The following is an 18,333-nucleotide window of genomic DNA, read 5'->3' on the forward strand; positions in this document are numbered from 1 at the left end:
GGGATTTTATTCCCTTAGCGTATGAAAGGAAAATAATGCAAAAAAAATCACTTATTGATGTTGCCTATCTTTTATTAATCGCTATGACCGCAGGGGCTGTTCTCGTGCTTGGAGTATTTGTTGCCGCCGTTGTCTTTCACTCAGAGTTATTTTTGAGTGTCCCGTTACTCTCTCGCTATGAAGAGGGGAAAATTATGGGGGAAATTTTTCGACGCTTCAGTTATTGGGCGTACTTTATGGCAGCGGTTATTGTGGTATATGAAGTGAGCCGATACAAAGTGATGCAGATTGATAAAGTTTCTATTTTAAGTGCCATGGGTGCAATCTCTACGTTGCTCCTTTTTAGTGGTGTGTATGTCCCGAAAATACTAGAGTATCAATCACGAGGAGAGGCAGCAATTGATGAGAGCTTCGAAGCGTTGCACAAAGCGAGTGAAATCGATTTTAAAATTCTCTTATTAATGTTGGTACTTCTGTTTGGAAGAAGAGCTTATCTGTTGGCGGTGAAGAGATGATTCGTTTTGAAGGGGTAACAAAAACATTTGGAAAACGGCAAATTCTTCGTGGGGTAAACCTAGAGATTGAAAAAGGGAAAACGACGGTTATTTTTGGGGTATCCGGCGGGGGAAAATCGACGATTATTAAACACATGGTAGGATTACTCAAACCCGATAGTGGAACGATTACCTATAACGGAACACGTCTTGATAATGCGGATGAAGTGACGTTACGGGAGTTCCGTAAAAAAATCGGTTTTTTGTTCCAAAGCGGGGCGCTCTTTGATAGTATGAATATTCGCGATAACGTTGCGTTTCCGATGGTTGAACACCAAAAACTGACCCCAAAAGAGTTAGATTACAGAATTGATGAAAAACTCTCCATGGTTGGATTGGAACCTAAAATTGTTAAGTCTCTCTATCCTGAAGAGTTGAGTGGGGGGATGCGTAAACGGGTAGGGCTAGCTCGTACGCTTGCACTTGAACCTGAAGTGATTTTGTACGATGAACCCACCTCAGGGCTTGATCCTGTGACGAGTGATTTTATCACCCAAATGATTTGCCGACTTCGCGATGAGATCGGTATGACCTCCGTACTGATTAGTCATGATATTGCTGAGAGTTTCAAAGCAGGGGACAACTACGCGATGCTTTTTGAGGGAGTTATCGTCGAAGCGGGTAATAAACACGATTTTAAAAACTCACCGAATGAAGTGGTACAGCAATTTATCCACGCACGATCCAATGGACCGATAGCGTTTCATTAGTCGCGGAAATTTATGCTGCTAATGCGATAGAGATACGCTCTAGGATAGTATTAACATGTTCTGAAAACTCTGATAACTGAGATTTATATTTTACTTCCGTTGAGCTATCTTCCTCCAACTCACCTAACACATCCATCATGGAACGGATAAAATTACGATGGTCTAAACAGTTTTCAAATACATCTGCATGCATGCACATTTCAGAATTCATTGTAAAATAGGCTTCTTCCGTTGCGATGCTGAGATTGGTATAGTATTCCTGTGAAGATTGAGGTAGATTGAGTAAAACTTGTATGTCACGAAACTGCTCTTGAGCTTTATGAAGCATATTTTTCATTGTAAATCCTAATTAAATTGTTTTTTCCCACAGCCTTATAGACCGATAGGATTTTATTGGTCGTTATGATAAAAATATTGCGATACGTTCCAAAATCAAATTAACACGCGCTGCATACTCTTTTAAGATAGTCGTATACTTCTCTGCTTTAGCACTATCGATTTCGAGTTCACCCAAAACATCCATCACCGAACGGATAAAATCTCGATGTTGCATGCAGTGTTCACACTCTGCTGTATTACACATCCCTGAGTTCATGACAAAATAAGCCTCTTCCGTAGCGATACTGAGCTGAGTAAAATAATCGTTATTGGCGCTTGGCTGAATTAAGAGGGATTGAACCTCACGAAACTGTTCTTGAGCACTCTTTAATATATTGTCCATTGTTGTATCCTATTGAAAATTATGCCATTATTATAGTACAAAAATTCCTAAAATAGATATAAAATATTATATATTATTTTTTTTAATAATTGATCTTATTTGATCCTGTATTGCATACAGAATCTAGGAGGTAAATTGTGAAGTATTATTGACAGATGTAGGTAACAGTTGCTTCGAGTTTGTTCTCTTCATCATTTTCGATAGGACTCTCTGTTGGAGCGGATGCCATTTCCATCAGCATCATACTTTTATTAACTCGCATGGGGATAGGTTGTACATAACCTCCAAAGTTAATTGTATTAACTTCACATTTCATGCCCGTTGATTTGGAAAAATCGGTTGCTTGAGTTATTGTTTTTGAAATCATCGCTGAGCGAAGATTTTGTTGTGTTTGTTCGTGAATTTTATCACTGACGCCCCAAGAAAGTGCTCCTAAAGAGCGTTTACTTTGAGATGCAAGTACTTTGTCTAATGCACTATTTAATGTATTGTACTGCTCTATGGTTTCAAATTCGCAAGTAAAATTGAGATAGGCGTTATAGCCACCAAACTCTTGTTTTTGATCTTTATAGTTGTAATAAGGGGAGAGATTATATCCACCACCACGACACATTTTCCCTTTAGAATCAAATTTTTTGACTTCGGAGACGATACTATTGAGATGGTATTTTATCTCATCACTTTTTTTAGAGTGTTCTTCAAAGCTCAGTTGAGCTCTTAGTACATCTGGTTTGAGTGTTTGAGATACTGATTCTTGGGCAGTAATTTGCATTTGTGCACTAACGAGGATTGGTAATAGTGTAAACAGATAAACTTTATTCATCATCGACCTCCAAATTTTTTTGTCCACCACTCTTGTGGAGTGAGAGTTTTGGTTTGCAAAAACTCTTCTTCGAAATTATACTCATAGGATGAGCAATATTCGAGGATTATGGCATAGGCTTCATTGATTTGTGTACTCATAGCATGTGCAGTATCAGGGTCTTCTAGGTGCTTATCGGGATGCCATTGCTGCATCATAGATTTATAGCGGGTTTTAATTTCGGAGAGGGTAGCTTTATCACTCAGGCCAAGGAGCGTTTTGGCCTTTATGAGCTTATCAAATGAGAGCATTTATAGGGGGATTAATCTTTTTGTTGACGCATAAATGTTGGGACATCAAGAAAATCTTCACTGTAGTCACCATTGGCGACCATTGCAGGACGTACAACAACACGAGGTTTAACTGCTATCTCTTTGTTTTCAAACTCACTGTTATTGATCCCTTGAGTCGCTTTTTTCTCAAACCCTGTTGCTACTAAAGTGATACGGATAAAATCAAGTGGAAGATCTTTATCGGTAGTTGTTCCAAAAATAACTTCAGCACTGTCATCAACACTTTTTTGTACTACATCCATTGCTGAACTGATCTCCATAAATGGGAATTCAGGGTGCATATTGAAGTGAACCAAAACTCCTAATGCACCATTAATAGACATATTGTCGAGCAACGGAGATTCGATTGCATTTTTAATCGCTTCATAAGCTGCATTATCACCTTGGTATTCGCCCACACCCATAAGCGCCAAACCACGATGACTCATAACAGTTTGTAAGTCGGCAAAGTCAAGGTTAATATCATCTTCACCGCTTGCTAAAATCACACCCGATGTACCGCTAACAGCGCGAGCAAGTACGCTATCAACGATTTTAAAGCTCTCTTTGATTCCGAGTTTTGGATCAATAATAGAGAGGAGTTTGTCGTTAGGGATAACAACAATAGAATCGGATTCGTTTTTAAGTTCTTCGAGCCCCTCTTCAGCGAGCTTAAGACGCTTACGACCTTCAAAAGCAAACGGTTTAGTAACTACAGCGATGGTTAATGCACCTATCTCTTTTGCAATTTTTGCAATAATCGGCGCTGCACCTGTACCGGTTCCCCCACCAAGTCCTGCAGCTACGAAAACGATATCGGCACCTTCAAGAACACGACGTAAATCTTCATAACTCTCTAATGCAGACTCTTTACCCACTTCAGGTTTCATCCCTGCACCCAACCCTTTGGTGAGTTTAGCACCCAATTGGATTTTGATTGCAGCAGAACCTTGTTCAAGTACTTGAGCATCCGTATTGGCAATGATAAGTTCGATTCCAGGGATTTGCTCTTTGAGCATATAACCGATCATGTTACCGCCGCCGCCGCCGACACCGACTGCAACGATCCGTGCTCCTGTTAATGATGATGATTCGTTAATTGAAAATAATGGTTCCATATTTGCTCCTTGGTGTGATTAAAATAATTGAGTTGCCCAATTCCAAAACTTGGCGATAGGATTGGGCTCTTCGTTTTGACGATTGGTACTGTTTCCGATATTGACCATTGTGGATGGTTCAGCTTTTACTTTACTCTCCTCTTTTGGTGCACTTTTATGTGTTGGATCTGGTGTGACATTTTTAGGTGGTGGTGTCGGTGCCGCATAAGAGGGGATCGAATACTCTATTTCCTCTTCAATTTGTGGGGCATTATACGGTAATGGCTCTTCTCCGGAATAACGCATACGTTTGTTGACATCAATCTCATAGCGTGTATAGTGACCTGCTGCATATTTAATTAATCCTACAGCACCGGAATAGGAAGGATCACGTAGAGTATCAAATAATCCACCCATGTCAGATGGCCGCGCTAAACGAACCGGCATATTATCAAGAATAGCCACTGCTAGCTCTCGTAATCCTTCGATTTTTGTAAATCCTCCGGTTAAAACAACTCCTGCACCCATATGCTCTTTTAAGCCGCTTTTTTCGATGGACTGAGCGATAATCATCAAGGTCTCTTCGACACGGGCATAAATAACGTTATGTACTACTTCTAAGGAGACTTCATGGGTGGCATTTTCATCACCGATAACCGGAAGCTCAATAAGATCGTTACTCGGTGTATAGAGAGAACCGTAGTTCATTTTAACATTATCAGCGGTTTGCAATGGTGTATGTAATGCCATCGAGAGATCATTGGTGATGTGGTTAGAACCGACACCGAGGAAATCATTATAACGGAGTGCATGTCCTGCGTGGATAACGATATTGCTCGTGTTACCACCCATATCGACTACAGCCGCACCAAGTTCTCTTTCATCTTGATTCAAAACGGCGATAGCAGAAGCATAACCACTAAGTACAACTCCATCTACTTCAACTCCGGCAGCTTTTACCGCTTTGCGCAAGTTATGTAGATTACTTTTGACGGTAGTGATAATGTGGGTTTCAACTTCCAGTCGTGCGGCATTCATCCCCAATGGATCTTCGATAAAATCTTGATCGTCCACTTTAAAGTTGTAAGGGAGGGCATGTAAGACTTCAAACTCATTAGGGATATTTGCGTTGTATAAAGAGGTATGCATAACGCGACTAATCTCTTTAATGGTAATCTCTTTTTCAGGGATATTGACAATACCGCTAGAATTTAAACTTTTTGTATAGGCACCAGAGATAGAGACAATAGCACTTTTGAGATCGGTTCCGGCAACACGTTTAGCATCTTCGAGGGCATTTTTAATTGATTTGGATGCCAACTCAATATTGGTGATACTCCCTTTGCGAAGACCTTGTGCTTTGGCAATACCAGCTCCGATGATGTGAGCGTTATTATCTTTATCTATTTCGGCGATGATGGCACAGACTTTCGTCGAACCGATGTCGATGGCTAAAACCGTTCGTTTCAAAATCAGATCCCCTCTACATAGATTTTAACTGGATATTTACTCTCAAGTGATTTGAGCAGTTTTTGATTAAGTAAATTTCCTTTTAGCTTCATAACGGCGTTATCATCAGCTACTGTTCCATCTTGAAGCAACTTTTGTTCCAAAACGTTATAAAGTATAACATTTCCACTCTTAAGCGTTGAAAACCCTTGTTTTTGTTTGGACTCAAACAATTTGTTAATAAATTCAGAGGATTCTTCCGCTGACAATCCCGATAGTGGGGCAGTTTGCTTACGGGTGATAAAGTCACTAACCGTTCCACTAAATGTTTTATAACTGTTTTGCGCTAACTCTTGTAACTTCCCTTTTTTCATCTCTGCACTATAGGCTATGTTAGCTTCGTTTTTAGCTTCTTCATATGTTTTTGGAGAAGAAGGATTTTTCTTTTCAAGTTTAATAATCACGTATTGATTGTTCACTTTACGAGGTTTCAGATATGGTTTGTCGTTATTTAACCCTTCTATCTCTTTGAGCAGTTCAGGAGAGAAGAGTGTTGAATCAGAAGCGATTTTCATTTTTTCAACTGTTACAGAAGGATCTAATGAACCTTTTTTAAAATCGATATAACGGCGCAGAGCCTCTTTTTCCGCATCTTCATCTTTGAGGGTTGGATCAATTTTCGGATGGGCTACCGAGAGCTCAAAATTAGCAGGATTTTTGAAGTTGTTTTTGTTTTTTTCCCAATATGCTTTGAGTGCCGCTTCGTCGGCTGTAACGATTACAGAATTAGGGGTGAGAAGTTTGTATTCTACTTTATCAGAAACTCCCATAGCATACCCAAGTGACTCTTTTTCTAATGGTGCTGTTGCAGGGGCAAAAAGATAGAGGGTTTTTTGGATGAGCAGTTCGCGACGCATAGCAATTTCATACTCTTTAATACTCATATGATTTTGTTTTAGAACCTCTTCATAGCTCTGTTTATTAAATTGCCCGTTTTTGGTAAAAACGTTTTGTGATTTTATGAGTTTGAGTAGTTCTTCATCATTGATTTGAACGTTATAGCTTTGTGCGAGATTTAAAATGAGTGCTTGATCAACCAAATTTTTAAGTGCTTGTCGTTGAAGCCCAAATTGTTTTGCTTTAGCTTCGTCAAGTTTTCCTTGAAAAAGTTGATTGTACTGATTAAAGAGATTGGTGTAACTTTTTTGAAGCTCTTGTTGAGTGATAGAGATGTTTCCTACTTTAGCAACTGCTCCTGCTTTATCGCCGTAATCGTATTGTCCCCATCCTACAAAACCGGCACCGATAAAGGCAATGGTTGAAATCCAAATTGTTATGACGAGATATTTTCGGTGGCGTTGCATCCAAGTAATCATATGTGTGTGAACCTTCAATATGTAAATTATGGTGTAAAATTAGGATATTCTAGTGCGTTTAGCATTAAACTTCTATGAAAATAATAGAAGAATAACAGATGTTAGTCGATTTATGGTAAAAAATGATAAAGATTAGGAAGAAAAATGGACAATAGTATCATTTCACAACGCGATATGGATGTGTTGTGGCATCCGTGTACCCAAATGAAAGATCACGAGTCATTTCCGATTATACCGATTTCACGGGGATATGGGGTGATATTAGAGGATTTTGAGGGGAACCAATATATTGATGCAATCAGCAGTTGGTGGGTTAATCTTTTCGGTCATCGAAACGAGTACATTAACACCAAAATGAAAGAGCAGTTAGAGTCGTTAGAACACGTCATTTTAGCAGGATTTACTCATGAGCCTATTGTTCGTCTCTCAGAGCGTTTAGTGACACTGGCACCTGTAGGTTTGAGTCGATGTTTTTATGCAGATAATGGCTCTAGTGCGATAGAAGTAGCACTAAAAATGTCTTATCATAGCCATCGAAATAGGGGAACTAACAAGGCGTTATTCGTCTCTCTCTCCAACAGCTATCACGGTGAAACGTTGGGGGCACTTTCGGTCGGGGATGTTGCCCTTTATAAAGAGACCTATGAGCCGTTATTAATCCGCTCTATCCAAACTCCCGTCCCTAAAAATCAATCCCAAGAGGCGGCATTAGAGGCGATTGAAGCTTTTGAAGCTCTTTTGCAAAAGAGAGCAGATGAGATAGCCGCTCTCATTGTCGAGCCGTTGGTGCAGGGGGCAGGGGGGATGGTGATGTATCATCCTCACTTTTTGAGTCGTGCAAAAGAGTTATGCAAAGCCTACGGTGTCCATTTTATTGCCGATGAAATTATGGTGGGATTTGGACGGACGGGGACACTGTTCGCGTGCGAACAAGCAAACATAACCCCCGATTTTTTAATCCTCTCCAAAGGGCTTACAGGTGGATATCTCCCTTTATCTGTTGTCCTTACTACGGAGGATATTTATCAACAGTTTTATTGTGAATATGACCCTTATCGTACCTTTTTGCACTCACACAGTTATACCGGAAATGCACTCGCTTGTGCCGCTGCCAACGCAACACTCGATATTTTTGAACAGAACAACGTTATTGAATCAAACCGTCATTTATCTGCGGTTATGGGGCGAGAACTTGGTCGGTTTGAAAATTTCTCCGGCGTCAAAGAGATCCGCCAATGCGGTATGATTGCGGCTATCGAATTGGGTGGTATTGATCCGAGTGAACGGATTGGTGTAAAAATCCATCGCCATTGTTTAGCATTAGGGGTATTGATACGACCTTTGGGAAATGTGATTTATGTGATGCCGCCGTATGTAATCAGCGAGAGTGAATTGGTAACCGTTTTTGACGCGATTGAGTCGGCTTTAAACACCTACATTGTATAATAATCTCAAGTAAAAATATAAAGGCTTTTTGTTGGAAAATACCCCCCATATCCCCGTCTTGTATCGTGAAGTCGTCGAAGCGTATAAATCTTGTGAAAAAGGGATTGTAATCGATTGTACTTTGGGGTATGGAGGGCATACCTCTCTTTTACTCGAAGCTTCTTCTCAACGCAACGTTATCGGGATTGATCAAGACCCAACAGCTATTGCATTTTCGACTCGACGGTTAGAATCGTATGGGGAGCGTATCGAGATACGTCAAGGGCGTTTTTCTGCCGTTGCCAAAACTATTTTGAGTGAAAAAAACGGTCAAGTTTGCGGAATTTTAGCCGATATAGGGGTATCCTCTTTGCAATTAGACATTCGAGAACGGGGGTTTTCGTATGAGAGTGATTGTTTGGATATGCGGATGGACCCCAATGCAACTCTTAGTGCTCATGAGGTAGTGAACACCTATTCTCAGAGTGAATTAGAGAAAATATTACGTGATTATGGTGAAGTGACTAACGCACGTGCGGTTGCTGAGACGATGGTGAAAAAACGCCCCTTTGAGTCAGCAAAAGAGCTCTCTAATGCGATTTTTCATCTCATGCCCAAGGGAAAAAAAATCCATCCAAGCACGTTAGTGATGCAAGCGATTCGGATAGAGGTCAATGATGAGTTGGGGGAACTAACACGGTTATTGGATGCGATTGAGCAATCATCCCTCAAACAGTTGCGTGTCGGGATTATTACGTTTCACTCTTTGGAAGATAGAATCGTCAAACAGCGTTTTACTCAATGGGCAAAAAATTGTATTTGTCCTGATGATGCGATGCGGTGTACGTGCGGAAACAATCACTCTATCGGTAAAGTGATTACCAAAAAACCGCTAACAGCCCAAGAGGATGAACTCCGTGCGAACTCACGCAGTCGAAGTGCAAAATTGAGAGTTTTTGAGATAAATAGATAGGTTTGTAATGAGTGATAAACACGATATCTTAGCAGAGACACAATCGATTATCGTCCCTGATGAATCAATGGGATTACGATTTTTGATAAATGTGGGGATGGGAATATTTTTAATCTTGATGGTGGCATTCCCCAAAATTTTTATCCAGACACAAATCTATTTTAAAAGCCGCGAAATTTCAACACTCAGCCGTGAACATGATGCTCTAAAAGAAGAGAATCGTATTATCCGCGCCAAAGTAGAACAGATGGTCTACAAAAATAAAATACTTGATACGTTGTTTTAAGTAGGAAAAAAAAGGTCGAGGGGTAATTAATCCCTCGACCACTGCCACTCCATCAAATCAATAGAAAAGCTGTACTTGCAAAAGAAATTATAACACAATCGATATGAAATTTATCTCTTTTTGGAACTTATTTTTCTCATTTGCACTAAGCTCAAGGAAATATCGCTTCACGAGGAAAAAGAGGATAGAAGGATATTAAACGCTTAGAAAAAAGGTAAAAAAGTGTCCGGCACTTTTATGTTTATGCTTTTGTAAATTGTATTTTAGTACGGGACAAGCAAGAATACTAGAACGAATCAGCCGTGAGATGAAAATCGGCATATTTTGTGGTTACTAAAATTTACGGTATAATTTCTTGTACAGCAATGATAGTCCTCTTTCCGTCTGATTAACGGATAGAAAAATGTGGCGAGGTAGAAATACCTCGCCTTTTTTTTTGCCAATTTTTTGGCAGGTAGGGTGGATGTGGGTAGCATTTCTCAAACGGAGGGCTATTTAATTGTTGTTACGCCTATGGATAGTATTTTTGGTGTTGATGGTGCTTGCACCTGCTCTGCATTAATCAAAAACGAGGGATTAATCACCCCTCGGACTATCCTCTTCTCTTTTTTACTCTCGCGGGATTGTCCCTAACTGTTTTTCTCCTTTGACCTCGTGACAGTAGCCCAATGGATTGAAGGTATTCGGCACTTTTATGCTTCATATATCCAAAAAAACTGGGACGAATTAACATTTTACGCCAGACCCCTATGACTTGTCGAAGGGTAACGGAATATCTTACGTCATTCCCGATTTGATCGGGAATCCAGCTCTTTCTTCCCTCCCTCTTTTCCGCTATAATCTAAAAAAACAAAAAATCAATGTATAAGTTTTGATATTGAGCCATAAAATCGTGAATCGATGAATACAGAAATCATCCATTTTTTTCATACATTGCCAAAAGATGATGACGGTCATTTTATTATCGGTATGATTGATAAAATCATTATCGATACCATCAATGCCAAAGTCTCCTATGCGGTGGTTAGCGAAGTTAGTTTGATCAAAAATCTAAACCATCACGGAGATTTGGATATTGTTGATTACAAGAAGCTCTCAAACATTGTAATGAATCATCATGTTGTTGTCCAAGACGGCGAAAAAACGGTAGGTGTTGTCCATATCGAAGAGGAAAAATACTATTTTGCTCTCAAAGCAACGGCATCAGGAGAGACGGTTTTTTTAACGTCGTTTAGAAAAACAAGCGATTTGGATTTGAAACGGTTGAAGAAAAAAGTGGAAAAGAAAAAAGCTATTTTGATTTTTGGAAGTTTGTGAAGCCAAAAGGCGAAGGACTCTCATCCCCTTCTAAGACCCGTTCCTAATTAAAGGCGGTACGGCCGAGAGATTCACCGCGTCTTCCTTTTGGTATCGGTAAAATTATAGCATATTAGTAATAAAACGTTACAAAAATATAGACAGAGTCCGCAGATGTTTCATTTTTCGATTCACCGTTCGCCCTGAGCTCAAGGAAACATCGCTCCGCGAGCGGTACCCTTGTTTTGTCGAAGGGTAACGGAATATCTTTCGTCATTCCCGACTTAATCGGGAATCCAGCTCTTTCCTCCCTCCCTCTTTTCCGCTATAATCTAAAAAAACAAAAAATCAATGTATAGGTTTTAGATAATGAAACAGTATGATGCTTTTGATTTGAAGAATAGTGGAAAGGGTAAATAATGCAAAAAGTAAAGATTCACTTTGAAAATTGCTATGGTATTAAAAAATTATTATATGACTTTGATTTTTCAAGTAAAAAAATATATTCCATCTATGCTCCCAATGGAACAATGAAAACATCATTTGCAAAAACAATGTTTGACTTTTCAGAAAGTAAAGATTCAAAAGACTTGATTTTTCCAGAACGATTGCCTATTAGAACAATTCAAGATGAAAATGGTACGGATTTATTATCTCAGAATATTTTTGTAATCGAACCATACAATCCTAATTACAGTTCAGATAAATTATCAACATTGGTAGTGAAAAAAGAATTAAAAGATAGATATGATGCGATATATAAAGATTTAGAAACTGCTCAGAAAGAGTTTATCAAAAAATTAAAAACTGTATCGCAAAGCTCAGATTGTGAATCAGAATTTATTGATACTTTTCAAGAAAATCATAAAGAAACTTTTTTTGACTTACTAATCAAAATCAAGCCAAAACTTGCAGAAGATATGACAATAGATTATGAATTTAAATATAACGATGTATTCGATAAAAAGGGGAATGTCAAAAAGTTTTTAGATAACAATATTGATTCTCTTGATGAGTATATAAAACAATATGAAAGTTTATTGTCCGAGTCAACGTTCTTCAAAAAATCTACAAATACATTTGGAACATACCAAGCAAATGAAATCATTAATTCGGTAAAAGACAATTCATTCTTTGATGCTGGACATTCAATAGAACTTAACGATGCAACAAAGATAAGTTCAGTAAATGAGTTTGAAAAACTTGTAAATGATGAAATACAAAAAATTTTGAATGATTCAAAGCTAAAAAAAGCATTTGAAAAAATCGATCAAGCAATAGGAAAAAATACTGAATTAAGAAATTTCAAAATAGCTTTGGAAAAAAACAATGCATTGATTATCGAATTAAAAAATTATGATGCTTTTAAACAAAAAGTTTGGCTGACATATTTTTCAAATTTATACAACGATGTTGCAACTTTATGGGACTTGTACAATACAAGAAAAGAAGAATTGGAAATGATAATTCGAGAGGCAGTGAGTACAAAAACTGACTGGGAAAAAGCAACAAAAGAGTTCAATGAGCGGTTTAGAGGAGTACCATTTAGATTAGAAATAGAAAATCAAGATGATGTTATTTTAAAAACAAGTGCACCGTCTTTAAAATTCGTATTTACAGATTCAGGTGATGAAAAGCATATTGAAAAAGATGAGTTGCTAAAAGTCTTAAGTCAAGGAGAAAAAAGAGCTTTATATCTTTTAAATATTGTTTTTGAAATACAAGCACGGAAAAAACTAACTCAAGAGACAGTCTTTGTAATAGATGATATTGCAGACTCCTTTGATTATAAAAACAAGTACGCAATCATTGAGTATTTAAAAGATATAGCTCAAGAGCCAAATTTTTATCAGATTATTTTGACGCATAATTTTGATTTTTTCAGAACTATCGGAAGTAGATTGAGTATTGATAGACAGCATAGACTTTATACTATCAAATCAGATGTAGAAGTCAATTTGGTACAAGAAAAATATCAAAAGAATCCTTTTGAATATTGGATCAAAAACATTAATAGCGATACTAACTTTTTGATTGCGCTAATTCCTTTTGTAAGAAATCTAACAGAATATACAAATGGGGTGTCATCAAATACAGATTATGATACATTGACTGAGCTTTTACATATCAAAGGGAACACCTTAAATATTACTAATCAAGATTTAACATCAATTTTTGGTAGAGTTGTACCATCAATCACATCAAATATAGATTCAACAAAAGTTATTGATACGGTTTTTAATTGTGCAGAGACAATTTCTGCGGAAACAACACATACAGAAGTAAATCTGGAGAAAAAAATAGTTTTATCCATTGCAACAAGATTGAAAGCTGAACAATTTATGATTGATAAGATCAATAATCCAAGTATGGTAAATAGCATTAGTGGTAATCAAACATTCGAGCTTTTTAATATTTACAAAAATAATTTCTCGACAGAACAAAATAATATTGAATCATTGGATAAAGTGAATTTGATGACTGCTGAGAATATTCATTTAAACTCATTTATGTATGAACCATTGTTGGATATGTCAGATAGTCATTTAAAAGCTTTGTATTTAGAAATAAAAAATTTGGTATAGGAAAAATATGTCATCACAAACCACTATTCAATGTCCAAAATGCGGCACACAAATCGATGTAAACGAAATCCTCTATCATCAACTCGAAGCTCAGATGAAGAGCAAGTTTGATAGTGAAGTTGACGAACATCGTAAAAAGTACAAAGCGGCTATGGATGAGTTCAAAGCCAAAGAAGAAGCGTTCAAAGATCAGCAAGAAAAGTTCGATGAAAAGCTCCGAGATGGCGTATCAACTCAGCTCAAAGTAGAACGCCAAAAACTATCCGACACCCTCAAAAAACAGATTCTCGATGAACAAAGCGAATCAATGGCGCTACTCCAAAAAGAGTTAGCCGAAAAATCCGAGCAGGTCAAAGAGCTGAACCGCTCAAAAGCCGAAATCGAACAGCTCAAACGCGCAATAACCGAAGCCGAAGAGGTGGCAAAGCTCAAAGCCGAACAGGTGTTAACTGAACGCCTCAAAGAGGAAAAAGAGAAGATTCACAAACTGGTCGATGAACAAAACGAACTCAAACTCAAAGAGAAAGACAAACAGCTCGAAGATCAAAAAAAGCTCATCGAAGAGATGAAGCGCAAAGCCGAGCAGGGCAGTATGCAGATGCAAGGAGAGGTGCAAGAACTCGCCATCGAAGAGTGGTTGATGGCACAGTATCCGTTTGATTCAATCGAAGAGATCAAGAAAGGTCAGCGAGGCGGTGACTGTATCCAGAGTGTTCATACACGCGAGATGCAAAATTGCGGAACGATCTATTACGAGAGCAAGCGGACAAAAGATTTTCAATCTACATGGATCGAAAAGTTTAAAGCCGATATGCGTGATCGTGGAGCAGACATCGGGGTATTGGTCACTAGCACGATGCCAAAAGATATGAGTCGCATGGGATTGCTCGATGGGGTATGGGTGTGTACTTACGAGGAGTTCAAAGGGTTGTCGATGGTGTTGCGTGAAAATGTCATACGTATGGCAAGGGCATTACTCTCCGAAGAGAACAAAACCGACAAGATGACAATGCTATACAGTTTCCTGACCAGTAATGAGTTCAAGATGCAGATCGAAGCAATCGTTGAAGGGTTCAGCCAAATGCAGGCGGATTTGGACTCTGAGCGACGGGCAATGCAACGGATTTGGAAACAGCGGGAAAAACAGATCAATAAAGTTCTCGAAAACACAACGGGGATGTATGGATCGATTCAGGGGATTGCGGGGAATGCTATTGGGAGTATTAAGGCGCTTGAATTACCCTATAGTGGGGAAGATGAAGAGGAAAATTGAATGAATACTAAAAACGAATCAGCCGTGTCTCTCATCATTTCAACCTTGACTTTTATATGCTATTAAACTAAAATCACCAGATATTAATGTAATCAATGCAAATGGTGGTATTTAAATAAATGAATCTATTAAAGACTTTGAAAATATCCAAATGACTAAATTATCTGATGCTAGTAAACTATTTATTATAACAGCTGTGGTTTTTGTTTCCGTATACATTTACAGAAACTACTTCTCTAATGAAGATTATTCAGTACCGAAATATATCACATTTAAAAAATCAATCATAGAAAATGCGACTTTTAAAAACAATACTGACGATAGTGGCAAGCTAAAGCAATTAGCCCAAGAGATTACTGCTCCTTGTAATCATGTTGAAAATTGTGAGATAGAAAGCATTTATAAATACGTTACAAAAATACCTTATTACGCTGGTGATACTACCGTAAAAACACCTGTTGAAGTGCTCTCAACCAATAGTGGAGATTGTGATGAAAAATCATTTTTGATGGCAACATTGCTAAAAGAAAAAAAGCATACCTCAGTATTAATATTTACGAAACAAAATGAAACTTATCACACATTTTTAGGGGTAGCAATAAAAAATGATCAGTCACTAAATCACAATAGTACCTTTTTAAAAGTTGGTGACCAAAAGTATTATTATGCAGAAACAACGCAGAGTGTATGGGAAATAGGGGATTTTAATGGGGTTGAACAAAAAGATATTGTAGGAATCTATGATGTAGAGAACAATAAAAATATATCACTAAAAAAAGTGGAATTAGTAAAAAACTCTTAGCTGGATTTTGTGTCAAGCATGGAATGAACGAATATGCTAATTCCCCTTTATTTTCATTATGCTATAATCGCCCTTTTAATCTTGGAGTCTAATGACAAGAGTTTTACTTCTTATTATTAGTATGGTTTTTTCCCTCTATGGAGCTCCATGGCGAGAGATGAAAAGTTTTCATCTCAAAAAAGATGAAATAGGAAAAGTTCTCATCAAAACATCGTCACCTAAGATGGAACGCGTTTTACAATGGCGGTGGACGCTTTATACCGATAAAGCGTTGATCGTTCATGAAAAATATGATCGTATTGTGGGTCAGCATGTTTTATCCCTTGGGCGTAACGATAGTTTTCGTAAGCGTCTTTTGAATGCGAATCGAAATGAGAACGATGTCCCCTATGCGGTGGTTGTTTTTAAAAAGTTTGATGATATCAATAAAAGTGCACAGTTTGATTTGCTGATTATTGATAAAGAGACAAGAATTTTAGTGGATTATTTGGGCAAGGAAGAGAAAAAATAATGTTAGAACGTGTAGAAGCTATCATCCAACAATTGGTTAATGAGGTCGATTTTCCTCAAGCCAGTGAACTATTTGCTACCCTCTCCGGCGGAAAACGTCTTCGTGCCAGATTGATTCTCACTATCGCACCGAATGATTCGCGTGCACCACTGCTCGGAGCAATCGTCGAGCTGATTCATGCGGCGAGTCTGCTCCATGATGATGTTATCGATGAGGCTATGATGCGTCGGGGAACCCCTTCGGTCAATGCCACGCACGGCTCAAAGCTCGCGATTATGTTGGGAGATATTTTATACTCCAAAGCGTTTAGCGAACTAACGTCGTTTGATCCTGAAATCTCTTTTTCTATTTCCCAATCGGTTATGAAGCTCTCTGTGGGTGAGATGATGGATGTGGCGATGGCGGAATCGTTTAATGTCAATCGTGAAGAGTATCTCAAAATGCTCTATCTCAAAACAGCAACGTTAATCGAATCGTGTGCCTATTGCGCGGCGATACTCGAAAACAAAGAAGCGGCACGATATGGGCTGTATGGGAAAAATTTAGGGTTGGCATTTCAAATCGTCGATGATATTCTCGATATTACCTCTGATGATGAAACGTTAGGAAAACCGGCTTTAAATGATTTCGTAGAGGGGAAAGCGACGCTTCCGTATATCGATTTATACGATGCATTGGATGGGGATGAGCGTGACAAACTGGTGGGATGTCACGGTCGGGAACTTAGCAAAGCTGAAAAAGTGTGGATACGTGATCGGATGGAGCATTTTGGGGTGATTGAACGCTCATATCACTATGCACAAGAGCTATGCGATGAAGCAATCCGTTGTGTCCCTGAAGAGGCGGCATTACGGGCTATTATCGCTTCTGTAATCCAAAGAAGCTATTAATGCACTATCTAATCATCAGTTTTTCTCATAAAAACTCAACCTTAGCGCAACGTGAAAAACTTGCTTTTGCCGATGATAATGCGAAGCTAAAAATGCTTGAAGTTATTAATGCTCATACCAATATTAATGAGTCGATGATTCTCTCTACGTGTAATCGGATGGAGATATATTGCAGTTGTTCCCATGTGGAAGAGGCGAGTGAACATTTGTTATCATTACTTTCACAACACTCAAATACCCCATCGGATGAGCTCAAAGCACGTGCCGATATGCTTGATAATTATGGGGCAATTCACCATTTTTTTAGTGTTGCCAGTTCTTTGGATTCTATGATTGTCGGTGAGACCCAAATTGCAGGTCAGCTCAAAGATGCCTTTAAGCTCTCTAATGAAAACGGCTATTGTGGAGTTAAGCTTGCCCGTGCATTGCAGTCGGCACAAAAATGTGCTGCTGAAATTCGTAATGCAACCGATATCTCATCACGTCCTGTTTCGATTGCGAGTGTTGCGGTAAGCAAAGCCCGTGAATGTGTAGGAGGATTTGCGGGTAAGCGGGCATTAGTTATCGGGTCGGGTGAGATGTCGGTGATTACCTGTAAACATCTGAGTGCCGGAGGTGCTGATGTAACGGTGATGAACCGCACGTTTAGCAAAGCTGAAGCGATTGCTGCGGAGTGCGGAGCGAAAGTGCGCTCTTACGAAGAGATTGCTTATGCGATTAACGAATATCCGATTCTTTTTACCTCTACAGGCTCGCTTTCACCCATTATCACCGATGCTATGATCGAGGGGTGCTCGTATGATCGGTATTGGTTTGATATGGCAGTACCTCGCGATATCGAGTGTCATACCCAAGAGTGGGGAATCCATCTCTATGTTATCGATGATCTTAAAGATATTGTGAGTGCTAATATCGCGATGCGTGAAGATGAAGCGCGTGCTTCGTTTGTCCTTATCAGCCGTCATACCGCCGCTTTTTTTGAGTGGCTCAAAGCCCTCTCTATCGAGCCGTTAATCAAAAATGTTTATCAGCGTGCCTATACGTCGGCTCATGCAGAGAGTGTGCGGGTTATCGAGAACGGATATTTACCGAAAGAGTATGAACACGTACTTCATAAAGCGACGACACAAGCGTTAAAACGTTTTTTACACCCAATAACAGAACAGATGCGTTCACACAGTGATCCGATGCGAACCGATGCACTAATCGAAGCGTTAAGCTTTTTGATGAATGACGATCAAAATTTTTAAA

At 38.8% G+C, this 18,333-nt stretch carries 19 protein-coding genes; 12 read left to right on the plus strand and 7 right to left on the minus strand.

The genetic code is table 11. The features are described from left to right. Positions 1 to 35: 35 nt before the first annotated feature. Both PHC76_RS03700 and PHC76_RS03705 read left to right on the plus strand, forming a co-directional pair. Entirely contained in the window at positions 36 to 515 is a 480-nt protein-coding gene (locus PHC76_RS03700; protein WP_299971366.1) for a DUF4149 domain-containing protein, read from the plus strand. Next, positions 512 to 1,264 carry an ABC transporter ATP-binding protein gene (locus PHC76_RS03705; protein ID WP_299971363.1) on the plus strand — a complete coding sequence of 251 codons (753 nt, stop codon included), beginning with the start codon at positions 512 to 514 and terminating at the stop codon, positions 1,262 to 1,264. Before PHC76_RS03700 ends, PHC76_RS03705 begins: the two co-directional genes overlap by 4 nt. 10 nt (positions 1,265 to 1,274) lie before the next feature. Here PHC76_RS03705 and PHC76_RS03710 read toward each other — a convergent pair whose 3' ends face one another. From PHC76_RS03710 to PHC76_RS03740, 7 genes are all read right to left on the minus strand, one after another. Next, complete coding sequence (locus tag PHC76_RS03710; protein ID WP_299971360.1) at positions 1,275 to 1,601, minus strand: hypothetical protein; 327 nt, start codon at positions 1,599 to 1,601, stop codon at positions 1,275 to 1,277. A gap of 63 nt (positions 1,602 to 1,664) precedes the next feature. Then, positions 1,665 to 1,985, minus strand: a complete 321-nt coding sequence (locus PHC76_RS03715) for a hypothetical protein (protein ID WP_299971358.1) — start codon at positions 1,983 to 1,985, stop codon at positions 1,665 to 1,667. 145 nt (positions 1,986 to 2,130) lie between these two features. Further along, complete coding sequence (locus tag PHC76_RS03720; protein WP_299971355.1) at positions 2,131 to 2,811, minus strand: SIMPL domain-containing protein; 681 nt, start codon at positions 2,809 to 2,811, stop codon at positions 2,131 to 2,133. Further along, entirely contained in the window at positions 2,808 to 3,098 is a 291-nt protein-coding gene (locus PHC76_RS03725) for a J domain-containing protein (protein ID WP_299971352.1), read from the minus strand. The genes PHC76_RS03720 and PHC76_RS03725 overlap by 4 nt, the downstream gene beginning before the upstream one ends. Positions 3,099 to 3,109: 11 nt before the next feature. Continuing rightward, a complete protein-coding gene (gene ftsZ / locus PHC76_RS03730) occupies positions 3,110 to 4,237 on the minus strand; it encodes a cell division protein FtsZ (protein ID WP_299971349.1) in 1,128 nt (375 codons plus the stop codon). Positions 4,238 to 4,255: 18 nt separating this feature from the next. Next, positions 4,256 to 5,686, minus strand: coding sequence for a cell division protein FtsA (gene ftsA / locus PHC76_RS03735; RefSeq protein WP_299971346.1), 1,431 nt, complete (start codon positions 5,684 to 5,686; stop codon positions 4,256 to 4,258). 2 nt (positions 5,687 to 5,688) lie between these two features. Next, positions 5,689 to 7,041 (minus strand): peptidylprolyl isomerase, encoded by a 1,353-nt coding sequence (locus PHC76_RS03740; protein ID WP_299971343.1) that lies wholly within the window; start codon positions 7,039 to 7,041, stop codon positions 5,689 to 5,691. 144 nt (positions 7,042 to 7,185) lie between these two features. Between PHC76_RS03740 and PHC76_RS03745 the strand changes: the two genes are divergently transcribed. The 10 genes from PHC76_RS03745 (at position 7,186) to hemA (ending at position 18,332) form a co-directional block, all read left to right on the plus strand. Next, positions 7,186 to 8,487: an adenosylmethionine--8-amino-7-oxononanoate transaminase gene (locus PHC76_RS03745; protein ID WP_299971340.1), complete on the plus strand. Its 1,302-nt coding sequence runs from the start codon at positions 7,186 to 7,188 to the stop codon at positions 8,485 to 8,487. Positions 8,488 to 8,518: 31 nt separating this feature from the next. Beyond that, positions 8,519 to 9,439 (plus strand): 16S rRNA (cytosine(1402)-N(4))-methyltransferase RsmH, encoded by a 921-nt coding sequence (gene rsmH / locus PHC76_RS03750; protein ID WP_300209799.1) that lies wholly within the window; start codon positions 8,519 to 8,521, stop codon positions 9,437 to 9,439. Between the two features lie 7 nt (positions 9,440 to 9,446). Beyond that, complete coding sequence (locus tag PHC76_RS03755) at positions 9,447 to 9,725, plus strand: hypothetical protein (RefSeq protein WP_299971334.1); 279 nt, start codon at positions 9,447 to 9,449, stop codon at positions 9,723 to 9,725. 900 nt (positions 9,726 to 10,625) lie between these two features. Beyond that, positions 10,626 to 11,042, plus strand: a complete 417-nt coding sequence (locus PHC76_RS03760; protein ID WP_299971331.1) for a hypothetical protein — start codon at positions 10,626 to 10,628, stop codon at positions 11,040 to 11,042. A gap of 398 nt (positions 11,043 to 11,440) precedes the next feature. Further along, positions 11,441 to 13,606 carry a hypothetical protein gene (locus PHC76_RS03765; protein ID WP_299971328.1) on the plus strand — a complete coding sequence of 722 codons (2,166 nt, stop codon included), beginning with the start codon at positions 11,441 to 11,443 and terminating at the stop codon, positions 13,604 to 13,606. Between the two features lie 7 nt (positions 13,607 to 13,613). Next, positions 13,614 to 14,879, plus strand: coding sequence for a DUF2130 domain-containing protein (locus PHC76_RS03770; RefSeq protein WP_299971325.1), 1,266 nt, complete (start codon positions 13,614 to 13,616; stop codon positions 14,877 to 14,879). Positions 14,880 to 15,030: 151 nt separating this feature from the next. Next, positions 15,031 to 15,681: a hypothetical protein gene (locus PHC76_RS03775; RefSeq protein ID WP_299971322.1), complete on the plus strand. Its 651-nt coding sequence runs from the start codon at positions 15,031 to 15,033 to the stop codon at positions 15,679 to 15,681. A gap of 91 nt (positions 15,682 to 15,772) precedes the next feature. After that, positions 15,773 to 16,192, plus strand: a complete 420-nt coding sequence (locus PHC76_RS03780; protein ID WP_299971319.1) for a hypothetical protein — start codon at positions 15,773 to 15,775, stop codon at positions 16,190 to 16,192. Next, positions 16,192 to 17,082, plus strand: coding sequence for a polyprenyl synthetase family protein (locus tag PHC76_RS03785; RefSeq protein ID WP_299971317.1), 891 nt, complete (start codon positions 16,192 to 16,194; stop codon positions 17,080 to 17,082). The genes PHC76_RS03780 and PHC76_RS03785 overlap by 1 nt, the downstream gene beginning before the upstream one ends. Continuing rightward, positions 17,082 to 18,332, plus strand: coding sequence for a glutamyl-tRNA reductase (hemA, locus tag PHC76_RS03790; protein ID WP_299971314.1), 1,251 nt, complete (start codon positions 17,082 to 17,084; stop codon positions 18,330 to 18,332). The genes PHC76_RS03785 and hemA overlap by 1 nt, the downstream gene beginning before the upstream one ends. The last annotated feature ends 1 nt before the right edge of the window (position 18,333 follow it).

The organism is Sulfuricurvum sp., from assembly GCF_028710345.1.
Classification (GTDB): domain Bacteria; phylum Campylobacterota; class Campylobacteria; order Campylobacterales; family Sulfurimonadaceae; genus Sulfuricurvum.

Coding starts and splice junctions, on each gene's coding strand:
- PHC76_RS03700 (WP_299971366.1), top strand. CDS start 36: ATGCAAAAAAAATCACTTATTGATGTTGCCTATCTTTTATTAATCGCT.
- PHC76_RS03705 (WP_299971363.1), top strand. CDS start 512: ATGATTCGTTTTGAAGGGGTAACAAAAACATTTGGAAAACGGCAAATT.
- PHC76_RS03710 (WP_299971360.1), bottom strand. CDS start 1,601: ATGAAAAATATGCTTCATAAAGCTCAAGAGCAGTTTCGTGACATACAA.
- PHC76_RS03715 (WP_299971358.1), bottom strand. CDS start 1,985: ATGGACAATATATTAAAGAGTGCTCAAGAACAGTTTCGTGAGGTTCAA.
- PHC76_RS03720 (WP_299971355.1), bottom strand. CDS start 2,811: ATGATGAATAAAGTTTATCTGTTTACACTATTACCAATCCTCGTTAGT.
- PHC76_RS03725 (WP_299971352.1), bottom strand. CDS start 3,098: ATGCTCTCATTTGATAAGCTCATAAAGGCCAAAACGCTCCTTGGCCTG.
- ftsZ (WP_299971349.1), bottom strand. CDS start 4,237: ATGGAACCATTATTTTCAATTAACGAATCATCATCATTAACAGGAGCA.
- PHC76_RS03740 (WP_299971343.1), bottom strand. CDS start 7,041: ATGATTACTTGGATGCAACGCCACCGAAAATATCTCGTCATAACAATT.
- PHC76_RS03745 (WP_299971340.1), top strand. CDS start 7,186: ATGGACAATAGTATCATTTCACAACGCGATATGGATGTGTTGTGGCAT.
- PHC76_RS03755 (WP_299971334.1), top strand. CDS start 9,447: ATGAGTGATAAACACGATATCTTAGCAGAGACACAATCGATTATCGTC.
- PHC76_RS03760 (WP_299971331.1), top strand. CDS start 10,626: ATGAATACAGAAATCATCCATTTTTTTCATACATTGCCAAAAGATGAT.
- PHC76_RS03765 (WP_299971328.1), top strand. CDS start 11,441: ATGCAAAAAGTAAAGATTCACTTTGAAAATTGCTATGGTATTAAAAAA.
- PHC76_RS03770 (WP_299971325.1), top strand. CDS start 13,614: ATGTCATCACAAACCACTATTCAATGTCCAAAATGCGGCACACAAATC.
- PHC76_RS03775 (WP_299971322.1), top strand. CDS start 15,031: ATGACTAAATTATCTGATGCTAGTAAACTATTTATTATAACAGCTGTG.
- PHC76_RS03780 (WP_299971319.1), top strand. CDS start 15,773: ATGACAAGAGTTTTACTTCTTATTATTAGTATGGTTTTTTCCCTCTAT.
- PHC76_RS03785 (WP_299971317.1), top strand. CDS start 16,192: ATGTTAGAACGTGTAGAAGCTATCATCCAACAATTGGTTAATGAGGTC.
- hemA (WP_299971314.1), top strand. CDS start 17,082: ATGCACTATCTAATCATCAGTTTTTCTCATAAAAACTCAACCTTAGCG.